The sequence below is a fragment of the Candidatus Nitrospira nitrificans genome (genome assembly GCF_001458775.1).
Lineage (GTDB): Bacteria > Nitrospirota > Nitrospiria > Nitrospirales > Nitrospiraceae > Nitrospira_D > Nitrospira_D nitrificans.
On record NZ_CZPZ01000002.1, the window covers coordinates 107213 to 122131 of the forward strand.

The 14919-nt window shown below is 57.1% G+C and carries 16 protein-coding genes; 13 read left to right on the forward strand and 3 right to left on the reverse strand.

Going from position 1 to position 14919, the window contains the following annotated elements:
• Nucleotides 1-228: 228 nt before the first annotated feature.
• Together COMA2_RS02695 and COMA2_RS21005 are read right to left on the reverse strand one after the other, a co-directional pair.
• Nucleotides 229-1704, reverse strand: coding sequence for an ATP-grasp domain-containing protein (locus COMA2_RS02695; protein WP_090894421.1), 1476 nt, complete (start codon nucleotides 1702-1704; stop codon nucleotides 229-231).
• Nucleotides 1705-1958: 254 nt separating this feature from the next.
• Nucleotides 1959-2111, reverse strand: a complete 153-nt coding sequence (locus tag COMA2_RS21005; protein WP_407919003.1) for a type II toxin-antitoxin system VapB family antitoxin — start codon at nucleotides 2109-2111, stop codon at nucleotides 1959-1961.
• 162 nt (nucleotides 2112-2273) lie between these two features.
• Between COMA2_RS21005 and COMA2_RS02705 the strand changes: the two genes are divergently transcribed.
• From COMA2_RS02705 to COMA2_RS02735, 7 genes are all read left to right on the forward strand, one after another.
• A complete protein-coding gene (locus COMA2_RS02705) occupies nucleotides 2274-3764 on the forward strand; it encodes a phosphatidylglycerol lysyltransferase domain-containing protein (RefSeq protein ID WP_175304353.1) in 1491 nt (496 codons plus the stop codon).
• On the forward strand, nucleotides 3761-6073 hold the full coding sequence (locus COMA2_RS02710) for a PAS domain S-box protein (RefSeq protein ID WP_090894424.1): 2313 nt from the start codon (nucleotides 3761-3763) through the stop codon (nucleotides 6071-6073). Before COMA2_RS02705 ends, COMA2_RS02710 begins: the two co-directional genes overlap by 4 nt.
• Before the next feature lie 123 nt (nucleotides 6074-6196).
• A complete protein-coding gene (locus COMA2_RS02715) occupies nucleotides 6197-7012 on the forward strand; it encodes a CbbQ/NirQ/NorQ/GpvN family protein (RefSeq protein WP_090894426.1) in 816 nt (271 codons plus the stop codon).
• Between the two features lie 14 nt (nucleotides 7013-7026).
• On the forward strand, nucleotides 7027-7353 hold the full coding sequence (locus tag COMA2_RS02720) for a DUF167 domain-containing protein (protein ID WP_217490591.1): 327 nt from the start codon (nucleotides 7027-7029) through the stop codon (nucleotides 7351-7353).
• A complete protein-coding gene (locus COMA2_RS02725; RefSeq protein ID WP_090894428.1) occupies nucleotides 7350-7784 on the forward strand; it encodes a glycine zipper family protein in 435 nt (144 codons plus the stop codon). The genes COMA2_RS02720 and COMA2_RS02725 overlap by 4 nt, the downstream gene beginning before the upstream one ends.
• A 373-nt stretch (nucleotides 7785-8157) precedes the next feature.
• Nucleotides 8158-8592 carry a hypothetical protein gene (locus COMA2_RS02730; protein WP_090894429.1) on the forward strand — a complete coding sequence of 145 codons (435 nt, stop codon included), beginning with the start codon at nucleotides 8158-8160 and terminating at the stop codon, nucleotides 8590-8592.
• 52 nt (nucleotides 8593-8644) lie between these two features.
• Nucleotides 8645-9877 carry a DNA-methyltransferase gene (locus tag COMA2_RS02735; protein ID WP_090894431.1) on the forward strand — a complete coding sequence of 411 codons (1233 nt, stop codon included), beginning with the start codon at nucleotides 8645-8647 and terminating at the stop codon, nucleotides 9875-9877.
• Here the strand turns inward: COMA2_RS02735 and COMA2_RS02740 are convergent.
• Complete coding sequence (locus COMA2_RS02740; RefSeq protein ID WP_217490592.1) at nucleotides 9867-10289, reverse strand: hypothetical protein; 423 nt, start codon at nucleotides 10287-10289, stop codon at nucleotides 9867-9869. The two genes, COMA2_RS02735 and COMA2_RS02740, sit on opposite strands and share 11 nt — an antisense overlap.
• A gap of 573 nt (nucleotides 10290-10862) precedes the next feature.
• Between COMA2_RS02740 and COMA2_RS02745 the strand changes: the two genes are divergently transcribed.
• The 6 genes from COMA2_RS02745 to COMA2_RS02770 all read left to right on the forward strand — a co-directional run bounded on the left by COMA2_RS02745 (nucleotide 10863) and on the right by COMA2_RS02770 (nucleotide 14694).
• A complete protein-coding gene (locus tag COMA2_RS02745; RefSeq protein ID WP_090894432.1) occupies nucleotides 10863-11720 on the forward strand; it encodes an NmrA family NAD(P)-binding protein in 858 nt (285 codons plus the stop codon).
• Nucleotides 11721-11799: 79 nt separating this feature from the next.
• Nucleotides 11800-12465, forward strand: a complete 666-nt coding sequence (locus COMA2_RS02750) for a DsbA family oxidoreductase (RefSeq protein ID WP_175304354.1) — start codon at nucleotides 11800-11802, stop codon at nucleotides 12463-12465.
• A gap of 58 nt (nucleotides 12466-12523) precedes the next feature.
• Nucleotides 12524-13201, forward strand: a complete 678-nt coding sequence (locus COMA2_RS02755) for an ankyrin repeat domain-containing protein (RefSeq protein ID WP_245630831.1) — start codon at nucleotides 12524-12526, stop codon at nucleotides 13199-13201.
• 46 nt (nucleotides 13202-13247) lie between these two features.
• Nucleotides 13248-13799, forward strand: coding sequence for a GlcG/HbpS family heme-binding protein (locus COMA2_RS02760; RefSeq protein WP_217490593.1), 552 nt, complete (start codon nucleotides 13248-13250; stop codon nucleotides 13797-13799).
• 95 nt (nucleotides 13800-13894) lie between these two features.
• Nucleotides 13895-14329, forward strand: a complete 435-nt coding sequence (locus COMA2_RS02765) for a VOC family protein (protein WP_090894438.1) — start codon at nucleotides 13895-13897, stop codon at nucleotides 14327-14329.
• The gene (locus COMA2_RS02770; RefSeq protein WP_090894439.1) at nucleotides 14326-14694 is read left to right on the forward strand and encodes an ester cyclase; all 369 of its coding nucleotides are present in this window, start codon (nucleotides 14326-14328) and stop codon (nucleotides 14692-14694) included. The genes COMA2_RS02765 and COMA2_RS02770 overlap by 4 nt, the downstream gene beginning before the upstream one ends.
• Nucleotides 14695-14919 lie beyond the last annotated feature (225 nt).

Sequence of the window (14919 nt, forward strand, 5' to 3'; positions counted from 1 at the left end):
CCCATTTTGGCAGGATGTTGAAAAAGTCCTCCAGCCTCGTTCCCCGCCTTGCCGAAGCGGCTTCGCGAGCCAGGTGGCTTCGCCTCAGAGGCTCAACGTACAGAACAGCGTGCACGTCGTCTGAGGCCTTGCCCGTGGAGAGGCGCGTCTCGGCGCGCCGGGGTTGGGGCGGATGCGATAAGCGGCCTTTTTGAACATCCTGACGGTCATTCCTTGTTTTTGAGGAACTTAGTCCGGTCGCAGGGCGCAAGGGACCATGATCGCGTCCTTCATGCCATGGAGAATCTTCTTGTCCGCCGGGCAGATGGTAGCCAGGATGCCGGCAAGTTCAGCTCTTCCTTCCGAAACAAAATAGTAAGGGGAGAGTCGCGCGCGGCCTGACATACGTACCATGGTCTGCCGATCCTCGTCCATGAAGTCCATCTCGAACAGCCGCCCCTTATGAAATTCTTGCAAAATATAGGGAGTGGTCGGGAAGGAAACCAGCGCCTTCCTCAGCGCGGCAATCCAATCGCTCTGAGAGAGGTCATGGCCGATTGAAACACCTCGACTGCCCCACGCCAGTTCCGAAAAGCCGGAAGGCTTGATGACAAACCGGCGTTCCTTCTGTGTCGCCCTTTCAAGTTCGGCCCAGTTCGCCACCGGCCGGTTCCCGACATGCAGATCTGGAATCGTCGCGATCGCAGGAAGCGGCGTCGGGTCGAGCAGCCAGGTTTTCGGCATGATCCTGTTCAAATGCAGCAGGCAGTCTGCGTCGAGTTCTTTTTCCCAAAACGGGCGGAGGATCGGATGGTGGAGCAGCGCGAAGGTCGATTTTTCCTCCAACGCCGGCTTATAGGGAGGTGTAATGGAGACCAGACCTTTCTTCGCGGCATATTGGACCAGTTCAGCTTTGGGAATATTCAACAAGTCGAACAGCTCATAAAAGCGGTAGAGAACGCCGATAGTCTGTTCGCTTTCGTCGGCATGGAGGCGAAGCCCGTCCTCCGTAAACCGAATCTCGCGTGGTTCGACACACCAAACGGGTATTCCCTCCGCGCGGAGCTGAGCGGCCAACCAGGACATTTCCGGCCGATAGTCCTTCGATTCGTCAGAGACCAGAATCGCGATGCATCCTCCCTGCCGGTCGTGGAGAGATCGCAGCATGCGGGCAAATCCGTGGATCACGCCGTTTGGCCCACCGATGATTCGCGCGGGATCGCCGTCGAGATCGTGATAGATGCGAGACAGACAGGCGGTGAGTCCGATCCCCCCCGGAACCGAATCCAATTCGGTGATCACCATGCCGTCCTGCGTAGGAATAATATCGGGCCTGATGACGTCGGGCAGGGCGTCTCGAAACCGTTTCATGCGACTGTATTGGACTAATGCAGCCGGCTTCCCTTGATCGAGGTAGCCTGCGATCCAGGTCGGTTGGATTCCCTTGACGCTTTCGGTGTACAGCCGATTCAATCCTCGATAGAACGACAGCAGGTGTGGCCCTAAATCGGTGAAGAACCGCAGCTGCTCGGATGACAGGTACAACGGGCAAGGACAGACTCGCCAGGACGTGACCGTCCGCAGGTCTGAAGCGGAGCCCTGTAGCGGCAAGGTGGATGGAGATCCGAACAAGTTCGCGCGACACAACCGCTCGCGAATGGCCGCGCAGCGGTCGCGTGCCGCCTCAGGCGAGAGTGTCGGGCAGGAAGCTTCGGTCTGTGCCAATGAAAGAATCCTTTGCTCTTGTGTCGGATGATGGAATCGCAGTGCCGAACGAGAACACGAATGCTAACACGCAACCCATGGCTCGCCAAGAGGCTCTCCAATGACAAGGGAGTGACACAGCGCAAGATCTTGTTCGAGCAAGCGATGAAGGTCCGGCAGGTCCGCCGGAAGGTGCTGAATCCACACGGAGCTATCCATCAGCGTGGACATCGCTACGCGGATCGGCTGTGGATGGCGTTCACGCGCGGATCGTTTCACCCGAGCTTCGCAAGTCGCATGGCAGCTTCACGCGAGATCGTGGCTTCCAGCCCCAAACGGACGAGGTGTGTTTCTTCCTGTATCCCCGTGAGCCGGGCCGCGCGCTTCATGAGCTGATCGTCTCTGTTCAGCGCCGTCCTCATGTGCATCAGTATGCGTTAGTGCGTCATCATGGTCAAGGATGAATGGCAGTAGGGGGCGGTGGCTTACGCTTGTGCCGAGGGAGACCACGTCCTATTCGGTAAACGATTGCGATGCCATATCACGCCCCTTCCTTGCCACCATCCGGCATGCATCGTATGATTGGCGCGATGGACCTCAAGACAGTGGATTCCAAACAGACGATGAGGGTTCTGCCTCAGCTGGTTCCGGACTCGGCGTGTTTTCGGTGTGATGTGTGTTGCCGCTTCCCGGAAGTCGATAGTTTTCTCCGCCCATACTTTACGCGAGAAGAAATCAACGATGCCGTGGCGCACGGAGTGTCCGAGTCGTGTTTCCCCGACCGGTCGGGCTCGCAGGTCGATCTGGTCAAGAATCCGACGGACGACGGGTATCTCTGTCCCGCGTTTGACTCGCAGTCTGGCCGGTGTGGAATCTACGACGTTCGCCCATTGGACTGTCGGCTGTACCCGCTGGCGTTGATGTGGGATGCATCGGGCCGGGAAGTCTTGCTGGGGTGGGATTCCAAATGCCCATTCATGCGCGACGCGCCCTCACGCGCCATTCGAGAGTATGCGGACCGTGTGGCGATGTCCCTGGCGGATGAGACGATCGTCGAGGGGCTCGTGGCTCACCCTCGTCTCATCGGCCGCTTTCAGGACGATGTGATCGTGCTCCAGGCGCTTCCGCACCTCACGGCGCGCCTTGTTCCGGCTCGAGTCGACGCCCGGCTCCGTCCACTGACGTGGTCGGACGCACCGCGTGTTGCGAAGGCGCTTGAGCGCGCGCAGGTGACGGGCCGTGAGACGCCGGCCGCGTTTGCATTCTCCTACCATTATATCTGGACCTCGCTGCTGCCCTATTGGTGGATGGAGCTCGATGACACGCTGTTTCTTTTTGCCCAGTCTCCGGACGGATGGTTCATGCCGCTTCCACCGCTTGGAGCCGGGCCTCTGGATCAGGCCGTGGAGCAGGCGTTCGCGCTGATGCGGTCGTGGAACGGGCCGTCGCCGGTGAGCCGAATCGACAACGTGATGGAGTCACAGCGGCATCGATTGGCCTGCGACGGCATTCAATTCCGCCGGAAAGAGGGAGACTATCTGTATTCCGTCGGGGCTCTGGCGGCCTTGGCCGGAGACCATTACAAATCCCATCGGGCGCTCTGCAATCGCGTGGCGCGAGAACAGGTTCTTACGAAAGGATCCTATCGAGCCGAGGACCACGCCGCATGCGCGCGTCTCTATCGGCGATGGGCGGAGCAGAAACGCCTGGGAACTCTCGATCAAATGGGAAAGCTGCTTTTGGAGGACGCGGAAATGGCTCATCTGCTTGCCTTGCAAGAGTATGAACGGATTGGCTTGTCGGGCATGGTCGTGAGAATCAACGATGACATCGCCGCCTATACCTTCGGTTACTGGTTGACCCCTCGAACCTGGTGCATCTTGTTGGAGGTCGCGGACCGTGCCGTTCCCGGTCTGGCCCAATGGATCTTCCGCGAAACCTGTCGAACCGCCATGGCGCAAGGGGCGGTTTCCGTCAATGCCATGGATGACGCGGGTCTTCCGGGACTGCGCGCAACCAAGTTGGCCTACCGTCCGTCCGCGATTCTGAGCACCTGGACGATCACAAGGATGACCACATGACCCAATCGGAAGAGCGAACCGCTTCAACGACGCGCCGGTATGAGTGGCTGACGTTCGTGATGGTGTTGATCACGCTGTTTACCTTGGGCGTGGGAACCTTTCTGCTGGGCCACGTTGAACGCAGTATCGTGGCGGCGGTCTGGATCCCGCTGTTGGTGGTGTTGTTGTGGTCGACGATTCGCTTACGGGCGGAGTATCGCCAAGCCCAACAAGAAAGCGCCTGGGCGCGGGCCGCCGAGGCGGCGTTGCTGCAAAGTCAGGAACGCAATCGAGCGATCGTCGATACGGCGCTCGACGGAGTCATCACCATCGATGCAGCCGGAATCGTGACCGAATGGAATGCCCAGGCTGCCGCGATTTTCGGATGGACCCGCGAAGAGGCGATGGGGAAGTTGCTTTCAGACACCATCATTCCCGATCGCGATCGAGAGGTGCACGCGCAAGGGATTCGAGAGTATCTCAAGACCGGAGTCGGCCCGGTGTTGAATCGTCGCATTGAGATCGCCGCGCGACATAAGGAAGGCCACGAGTTTCCGGTCGAACTCGCCGTCTCGCCGGCTCGCATCGGTGAAGCGTATATCTTCAGCGCGTTTGTGCGCGACATTACCGATCGCCGTCGGGCCGAACGACGGCTGGCCTCGCAATATGCGGTGACGCGTGTGCTGTCGGAGGCCGTGCGACTCGAAGAAGCGGTGCCGAAAATCATTCAAGCGGTCGGCGAGAGTCTCGAATGGGATCTCGGGGTATTCTGGAGACTGGATAAACAATCGGGCACGTTGCGGTGCCTCGATTACTGGCGAGTTGCATCGCGTGTCGCCGATGAGTTCATCGCGCAGATGCAGATCCAGACATTCAAGCCGGGCGTGGGATTGCCGGGTCGAATTTGGGAAAGCGGGCAACCGGTGTGGATTACAGACGTGACGCTCGATCCCGCCTTTGTCCGCGCGGAGTTGGCGGCCAAAGCCGGGCTGCATGGCGCGTTCGGGTTTCCGATTCGTGTCGGCGGCGAGGTGGAGGGCGTTGTTGAATTTTTCAGCCATCAGGCCCATGAGCCGGATAGCGAGCTGCTCAGTATGATCGCCGATGTCGGCCTGAAAATCGGACAATTCGGTGAACGCACGAGTGCGCAAGAGGCGTTGCGCCTGACGGAAGCGCAACTGCGTCAATCGCAGAAGATGGAGGCTGTGGGGCGGCTGGCCGGCGGCGTCGCCCATGATTTCAACAATCTCCTGACGGTGATTCGTGGATACAGTGAGTTGATCCTGAGTCGTTTGGCTCCGGCGGATCCCGCGCGGCGTGAAATGGAAGAAGTCAAAAAGGCCGCCGATCGCGCCGCCGGCCTGACCGGTCAACTCCTGGCATTCAGCCGCCGGCAATTTGTGGCGACGAAGATCGTGGATTTGAACGCCCTTGTCATGAACATGGACGGGATGCTGCGGCGGCTGTTGGGCGAGGACATCGTTGAACTGTGCGCGGACCTCGATCCACAACTGGGATCGATCAAGGTTGATCCGGGGCAGATCGAGCAAGTGATCATGAATTTGGCCGTGAATGCTCGAGATGCCATGCCGATGGGCGGTCAGCTGACCATCCAGACTCGCAATGTCACGATCGGGAAAGGCCCTCGGCGTGAAACCATGATGCTCGACGAAGGAGCCTACGTGCTCTTGTCGATCAGGGATACCGGCCAGGGAATGAGCGAGGAAACCCAATCGCACTTATTCGAGCCGTTTTTTACCACCAAGGAAAAAGGAAAGGGCACGGGTCTCGGGTTGTCGACCGTGTACGGTATCGTGAAGCAAAGCGGCGGCACGATCGGGATCGAGAGCAAGCCGGGACAGGGAACCACATGCAAGATCTTTTTTCCAAAGGTGAAGGAGACCGCACAGGGTGCGCCGATCGTCAGTGAAACGGTCGGCAGAGCGATCGGGCGAGAAACGATCCTCGTGGTCGAGGACGATCCGTCGGTGCGCGGGCTTGTGCAGGAAGCGCTTCGCCTGAGCGGCTACGAGGTGTTGGTCGCGCGTCACGGCATCGAAGCGCTCCTGGCCGGCGCGAAACATCCGGGTCCGATCCATTTGTTGCTGACGGACGTCGCCATGCCGCAAATGAGCGGGCCGGAGGTCGCGGAAAAACTGACGGTGGTGCGACCCGCGATCAAGGTCCTGTACATGTCCGGCTACCCCGATCATCCGGTATTCGAACAGAGTGGGGTCAAACGGGACACGGCCTTTCTCCAGAAACCGTTCACCCCTCATGTATTGACCCAAAAAGTTCGTGAAGTGCTTGATGGGAAGAAGGTGGCGTAGAGAAGCTGCGCCGGGACCCCATTACTTGATCTTCGCCGTTTATTCCGTTTATTGTGGCCTTGCCTTGCGATCGGCTGAAAACGGTCGGATCGATCGTATCTCTCGGGAAGGAACGACGTCTTGATGCAGCAGGCGCGCGAAGTCGATATGACACAATATCGAATCCGACAGGAGCCGTTTTACGCGGAGGTCTGTGGGGAGACCGGCCTATTCACCATTGCGGCCGAGAAACAATTGCCGGTGATGCTGAAGGGGCCGACCGGCTGCGGGAAAACCCGTTTCGTTCAATACATGGCCTACAAGCTCGGCCGACCGTTGATCACGGTCGCCTGTCACGAAGATCTCACGGCGTCCGACTTGGTGGGCCGTTACCTCCTGAAGGGACAAGATACCGTATGGATGGATGGGCCCTTGACCGTGGGGGTCAAACATGGAGCCATCGTGTATCTCGACGAGGTGGTGGAAGCCCGGAAGGATACCACGGTTATCATCCATCCCCTCAGCGATGACCGGCGAGTGCTTCCGATCGAGAAGAAAGGCCAGATTCTGGAAGCCGCCGACGAGTTCATGCTGGTGATCTCTTACAACCCTGGCTATCAAAGTGTCCTCAAGGACCTCAAACAAAGCACGAAGCAGCGATTCATCGCGATCGAGTTTGATTATCCCGCCCCCGATATCGAGACACTCGTCGTCCAACGCGAGGCGGGGGTCGATTCAGACATCGCGGGGAAACTCGTCAAGCTCGGCCAAAAAGTCCGCAACCTCAGAAGCCACGGGCTTGAGGAAGGAGTCAGCACCAGGCTCTTGATCTATGCCGGTACCCTCATAAAGCAAGGTGTGCCATCCGAGCGGGCCTGTGATGTCGCCGTCGCCCGTCCGATCACTGATGATTCGGACATGCAACGTGCCATTCTCGATTTCGTCAAAGCGATCTTCTGAGTTCCTCAATTTCTGTGGCCTCTCTTCCTGTCATCGCGCGGGACAATGAGCGCGGGGCGCTCTTGACCGTCCACGTCCAACCAGGGTCTTCACGTACTGAGTGTGTCGGAATTCATGGCGATGCCATAAAGATCCGTCTGGCGGCGCGTCCGATTGACGGTGCCGCCAACGACGAATTGATTCGCTTCATCGCTGAGCGATGTGCTGTTCCACGCGCGGATGTGCAGCTTTGCACCGGAGCGACGGGGCGGCGTAAGCGTCTATTTGTGAAGGGTGTCACGGCAGAGTCACTGTTGGCCGGACTGATGCGAAAAGAATCGAAAGGAAGAGGGAAGATATGAGGAGAACGGCGATAGTCGGTGTCTTCGTGGTGATGCTGCTGGCGGGCTGTTCCGGCGCCCGCCCGGTGCTTTACCCGAATGCGCATATGCAATCAGTGGGAAAAGAAGTCGCCGAGCAAGACATCGAGGACTGCAAACAATCGGCGGAAGCCGCCGGGGCGAACGAAAGGAGTGGCAGCGCGGCGGGTCGCGTCGCCACAGGTACCGCCGTTGGCGCCGGGGTCGGTGCCGCGAGTGGCGCGGTTGGAGGAGCGATTTCGGGGGCGGTGGGTCGCGGATCAATGATCGGTGCGGCGAGCGGAGCCGTCTGGGGCCTTCTGACAGGATTATTTTCTGCTGCCGTCGGTCCTTCTCAGCCCAACCACGCGTACACCAATTACGTCAATCGATGTTTGCAGGAAAGAGGGTATGAGGTGACAGGGTGGCAGTGAGGGGAGATGGTTGCGTGTGGGAGAGGTTCCTGTGCTCGCGCATCGCGCACACGGGATGCTATTTGAATTGAAACTAGGGGCGGCGCTCGATGCATGCGCGCAGTGGGAACCCTCCCTCACGCAACCTAAAAGCGAAGGATAAAGAATAGATTGATGTGTGGGTGGTGGTCGGTCAATGCGCGCAATAGAAACGACCTCGATGCCCAATCTGAGTGGCGAGTACATGAAGGGATGTGCTCGGACAGTGCGCGCAATGGAGCGTCCACCCGTCCGGTCTGGGGACAGAGAACTGTGCGCAATTGGAAAAATCTCGACATTTACTCCAAAGGGTGAGAAGTGAAGAAAAACAAAGAAATCACTTTTGGAGACGTCTGTGGTCCATCGATCATGGCAGCGGCTGGTTGGAATCATGCTTCTTGTCACTGTCACGGCCTGCGCCGGGCCACAGCCCATCTTACGATCCAATAAACAACTCCACTTGTATGGTAAGCAGATGGCTCAACAGGAGGTTGAATCCTGTCGAAAGAAAGCCGAGGATGCCGGCCTTCGTCATGGAGCCAACCAAAGCGTGAACGCTGCCACCGGAGCGGCGCTTGGTCTCACACTCGGCGGCGCCGTTGGCGCATCAGCCGGAGTGGTCGGAGGACTGCCCGGAATAGCAATCGGGGCTGCTGCAGGCGGTGGACTCGGCTTGGTCGTGGGATTACTCGGAGGCACGTTCAAGCCGTTGGAGCCGGAACCACCCTATGCCGATGCCGTCACAAATTGTCTGAAGGAAAAGGGCTATGAAGTCAGAGGGTGGGAATAGGGGGACAGCATGACTCCAATGGATAAAGCGATACCCCATTATTCCGCGCGCGATGAGACACGATATCTATTTCCACAACTGTTGCCATACGGTTGACAAAGACGTCTGGACGTCTTATTCTCTGGCGCGTGTACAGCCTACCTTGCAACCGAAACGGCGTCCTGGCGAAGTTCGGGACGCCATTTTTTCGGTTCTCGCAACCAGACCAGGCGGCGCTTCTCTGCAAGCAATTGAACAGCACGTTGTCGATCTCATCGGTGATGGAGCGCGGTCAAGCGTCCGATCGTATTTAAGATTGAACACGCCGTCCCTCTTCGTGCGGACCGCGAGAGGGCAGTATGAATTGAAGACGGCCTCACAACCGCTTCCGGGCAAGACCGCTGAAAGTTGCCTTCAGTATTATCGAAGGTTTTCCTTCGGAAATGCCGAAGTTTTTGAAGCTGATTGCCTGAACTGGCTACGCCGACAGCAGGTTAATACCATTCACGGCGTGGTGACTGATCCGCCATATGGATTGTTCGAATATACTGCGGAACAGCAGAGAAAATTGAGGAATGGCAGGGGCGGTGTCTGGCGTATTCCTCCGTCTTTTGACGGAGTTCAACGGTCGCCTCTTCCTAGATTCACGGTCTTTTCGCCACAAGACCTACGCGCACTAGAGCTTTTCTTCTTTGAGTGGGCACAGGTCCTCATCCCGGCTTTGGTTCCAGGCGCTAACGTTGTTGTCGCCACGAATCCCTTGCTCTCATATGTGGTCTCGGGTGCTTTGGCGAAGGCTGGTCTTGAAAGGCGTGGAGAAATTGTGCGTCTTGTGATGACGATGAGGGGAGGAGATAGACCCAAAGCGGCGCATGAAGAGTTTCCCGATGTCAGCGTCATGCCACGTTCCATGTGGGAACCATGGCTGATTTTCCGTAAACCACTAGAGGGAAGAGTTCAGGATAATTTGAGAAAGTGGGGGACCGGTGGCTTTCGAAGGCCATCCCCCCATAAGCCATTCGGGGATGTTATTGCTTCTTCTCCCACGCACAAAACAGAAAGGCAACTTGCGTCTCACCCAAGCTTGAAACCTCAGCAATTCTTACGGACGCTGGTAAGGGGCGTTCTTCCTCTTGGGAGCGGAACCGTGCTTGATCCATTCTGCGGAACCGGGTCCACGCTTGCGGCCGCTGAAGCGGTGGGATATTCGAGTATAGGGATTGAAAAGGACCCCCATTATTTTGAGATTGCGAAAACAGCTCTGCCACGACTGGCTCACTACAAAAATGGCACCTTTATTCAGTGACCATATAGATCCAATTCTTCCGGAGTTTTTCGATTCCTGACTTGCGAAGTGTCGCAGTACGAGTTCCCAGCTCTCCCCTCGAGTTTTTTCGAAAATCTTCCAGCGTGACCTTCCCTAGATAGACTTCACGGAAAGTCATTGGGACGCGATTCCTTGCTGGTTCAGTCCGGCAATCCACCTCGTACACAAACACGCACATCCATTGATTGCGAGCTCCGTGGGTATCCACCGCGCCGCCTGACTTTCTCGTGGTCTTAATTTCTACCCCTTGTTCTCCGGCTTTGACTCGATTGTCCGGATAAACTCCGTTCACAATCAAATCCGGATGGCCATTGTGATAAAGGTTGATCGTAAGACTTCTCGAATGTTTCGACAAGCTTGCGGTCAGCATGTCTGAGAGAAGGCCGGACATGATTGCGGGACGTAACAGGTCATCCAACCGAAGGAGCCCGCGCCGAATGAGCCCCTTATTGATGTCGTAGAGTCGTAAATATCCTGCATTGCCATCTCAAAATCTTTCAATCGCAGTGCATATGGCAGGGTTGCTGACGGGTTGAAACAATCTTGTCTGACGGTAATCCGAGTCACTGGCATGTAAACCCTCGTACGCGCTTTCTGGACCGGCGAGAGTCTAGATAGTGGCTCGATGCAAGTCAATCGCGTTCATGATGCGTCAGACCTATCAAAGAGTCCCAGAGCCGACTATTCGGCACGGTGCCGTTACTTCGCCACTTGACCCTCGCTTTCCCCGGTTCCCCCAAGCCTGGTTCCAACCATGAAACCCTATTAGTTACAGCGCGATGGGAAATCGAAGTTCAATAATTCCTGCTGGAACGCAAGTTGCCAAGCCTAAGATTCATGATTATGACTTTCAGTCAAGCAAGGGTTTTGACGCGTTTTACAGCGAAGAGGCCGTGACGCATTATCATCATGCAGAAATAATCAGCGGCTGCTCGACTATTCATCAGAAAGAGGAGGGTTCACCATGTTCGTTGTTCTCGGTGCTACAGGGAATACAGGATCGGCCGTCGTAGAGACTCTGCTAAACAACAAACAGCCTGTCAGGGTGATCGTTCGTTCAATCGAGAAGGGAGCCCGCTGGAAAACGAAAGGGGCGGAAGTGGCGGTGGCGTCCCTCGACGACGTATCGGCGTTAACCAAGGCATTTGAAGGGGCAAACGGAGTGTATCTGTTGGTGCCGCCGAATTACGGGGCCGAAGCTTGGTTGGCGGATCAACGACAGAGAATGGATCGCGCTGCGGAAACCGTTCAGAAGAGTGGAGTCGAACATGTTGTGTTCCTGTCGTCGGTCGGGGGGCATTTGCATGGTGGGACAGGCCCGATTCGGGCGGCGAGCTATGGCGAACAAACCCTTGGCTGTATTGCCAAGCGTCTCACCATCCTTCGCCCCTGCTATTTCATGGACAACTGGGCACCTGTGATCGGCGCGGCAAAGACCCAAGGAATCCTTCCGACGTTCATTGCGCCTCAAGCCAAGATTCCGATGATTTCCACCAAGGACATCGGTCGGATCGGCGCGGAGCGGCTGATGAGTGGTGGAAGGGGGAAGCAGATCGTGGAAATGGCGGGCCCGGAAGAGTATAGCCCGGATCAAGCAGCATCGGCACTCAGTCAGATTCTTGGGAAAACGGTGACCGCCCAACATGCGCCACTCAGTGCCGTGGTTCCGACATTCAAATCATTTGGGTTTTCCGATGAAGCGGCGAACCTGTTCGAAGAAATGTACAGCGCCTTCTCGAAAGGGACGATCGGGTACGAGCATCCTGATAAGCTCGCGCGGGGCACGGTCACCCTGTCGGAGGCATTACGGAGTATGGTGTGAGAGAGCGTCATGATGACAAGCACGATGGTTCCCGACGAAGTGGCCCGAGCCTATGAGGCCGGCAAATGGACCACCTGTCATGAATGAACGTGTGCTGACGATTGACGTCTATTCCGATGTGATCTGCCCCTGGTGCTATGTGGGGAAGCGGCGGCTGGAACGGGCCTTGCGGCAAGTGGACGACCCTCTGAAGACTTATGTGGCGTGGAGACCGTTTCAGTTGAATCCGGCGATGCCAAAGGATGGGATGGATCGAACGGCCTACCTCGAGGCGAAGTTCGGGAGTCTGGAAACATTTAAAGAGATGGAGAAACGATTGATCGAAGCCGGTGCGATCGAACAGATTCCGTTTGCCTTCGAGAAGATCCTCAGGACGCCGAACACCTTTCTGGCCCATCGGTTGATTTGGTATGCCGGCCTCCAAGGCCGACAGGATGCGGTGGTTGACCGGTTGTTTAAAGGCTATTTCGAACAGGCGGCGGATATCGGATCGATCGCCGCGCTTGTCCAACTGGGGGAGCAAGCCGGCATGAACAGGGAAGCGGTGAAGCTCGTCCTCCAGAGCGACGAAGGAACTGCCGAGGTTAGGGCTGAAGAATCGGCCGGTCATAAATTTTGGATTCGCGGCGTCCCCTATTTCATCGTGAACGGGACCTACGCGATCTCCGGCGCCCAGCCGGTGGAGACGTTCGTGTCGGCGGTTGACCAGATGTCGGCGCGAATTCGAACGGGAGTGTCATCCTGAGCATTCTCCAGGGTCAGTGGAACACATCCGGACAATAATCCAGGGCGGAGCCGGCGCGATGAGGATGCGACAGGCAATCACGGCAATGCTGCTTATGATCACGTTGGTCTTGTCGGTCGCGCAAGGTCATAGTGAGAACATGAGCGATGATCAGCGGTTGATTTCCGCGGCTGACATGAATGACACGGCAACCGTGCAGCGGTTGCTGAAGGCAGGAGCCGATCTCCAGGCTCGTGACGGACAGGGGCGCACGGCGCTGCTGGCTGCGACCAGCCATAACCATGTCGAAAGCGCTCGTCTCTTGATAGAGGCCGGGGCTGATGTCAACGCGCAGGACAAGAAGCGTGACAGTCCGTTGCTGTTGTCCGGGGCCAGTGGGTACCTGGAGATCCTCACGCTCGCCCTGAAGGCCAAGCCGAACTTCAAGATTTATAATCGCTTCGGCGGCACCGCGCTGATCCCTGCATGCGAGCGCGGACATGTCGAGGTCGTCAGGGCATTGCTCGATTCGGATATCGACGTGGATCACGTGAACCATCTCGGTTGGACGGCCCTCCTGGAAGCCATCATCTTGAGCGACGGAGGGCCACGACACCAAGAGATCGTGCGGATGCTCGTGAAGGCCGGTGCCTCGGTGAATATCGCCGATCAAGACGGTGTCACGCCGCTCCAGCATGCCCGTCGCAAAGGGTATCAAGAAATCGTGAGTGCTTTGGAGGGGGCAGGAGCTCGGTAACGAGCTCCTATGGGTGCGATATGTGCGTCCAATCAAGGAGGAATCGATGACATATATGAATCGATGGCAATCTCATATTCGGTTGTCCGCCCGTGGGTTGATCATCATCGCGGCCTGCGCCGGCGGATTACCCTCCGGTGCTGTGGCAGCGGAAGACTTGCCGCGCGAGGCGGTCTTGCCGGTGGCTTTGGCGGCGACAGCGGTGAGAGTCGCTGTGGACCAATGCGCGAAAGAGGGCCATCGAGTCAGTGCGGCGGTGGTGGATCGGGCCGGTATTCTGAGGGCATTTCTGAGGGGGGACGGAGCCGGGCCTCATACCGTCGAAAGCAGCGAGAAAAAAGCCTACACCGCCTCGAGCATGCGTGGGCCGACGGGCAATGTGGCTGAGCTTATCGCCAAAACGCCAGGGCTTCAGGGATTGCAGCACATGAATGATCGGATTCTCTTTTTGGCCGGAGGATTGCCCATCGAGATCGCCTCTGAAATCGTCGGAGGGATCGGAGTAGGGGGTGCGCCGGGAGGCCATCTCGACGCGGCTTGTGCGCAAGCCGGTCTCGACAGCATCGGATCGGCGTCGAAACTTCCCGCGACAAAATAACGACCGGCGGGATTGCAACCGCTCGCCGGGTCAAATGAGCGAACGCGGATTGAAGAGAATCGGTCCGTGACGGGAACGGCAAGGCAGGGAGAACGATGTCGGTCCGGGTCTATGGCTGCAATCATATCGTGATCGAAGTGACCGATGCCAAGCAGGCGGTGAAATTTTATCAGGACGTGTTTGGCTTGAAGATGCTGCGTGGCGGCGAAGGGGCTGCTTGGTGCAAGCTCGGCGAGCATCAGTTCATGGCTATTTTTGAAGTCGAGAAGCTGCAACCGGACCGCATGAAGCATTTCGGGCTGATGGTTCGTGATGCCGGACAGATCAAGGAAGTCCGCAAGAAGCTGACGAAGAAATATAAATTGAAGCTCCATCCGGATTTTCGTTGCGATTTTCGAGATCCTTGGGGGAATCGTATCCAAGTCGGCGATCTCAGCGATGAATCATTGGTGTGGCTCCTTCCTTATCAGGAAGTGCGGAAAGTCGGGATAACATTCGCCAGCAAACCTCGAAAGGAGAAGAAGTCATGAGCACGACGAATCTGCAACAGCGGTTGAACAGTCTCTTCGAGTATATCCGACAGGGCAAAATCATCGACGCCATGGCCGAGTTTTACGACCAGGACACGGTGATGCAGGACAATGCGAATCCGCCCACGAAGGGGTTAGCCGCCAACATCGAGCGAGAAAAGCAATTTATGAGCGGGGTAAAGGAATGGAAGGGGTTCGAGGTGAAAGCGAGCGGCACGGGCGACAACGTCACGTTTTACGAATGTACCCTTGATTTCATTGCGACGACCGGGCAGCCGGTTCACATGGAGCAGGTTTCGGTGGCCAAGTGGAAGAACGGCAAGATCGTCCACGAGCGGTTTTATTATGATATGGGGAAGAAGTGAACGAAGGGATGCACCATGCTCAGCGCCGGTCGACAATTTGGAGATCGGACGGAACCATCGGAAAAACCACCCTCCGTCCGAAGATATGGATGGGAAAAGGAGTGAGATGCCTGGCCGCATCTCGTCCAGAGGGAATTTCTTCAAGAATTGGCGCTAGGGGAACTCCCAGTTTGCCTGGTTGCGGTCGTTCTCCCACCATGTAGTCCGACTTGATGAACCAATCGA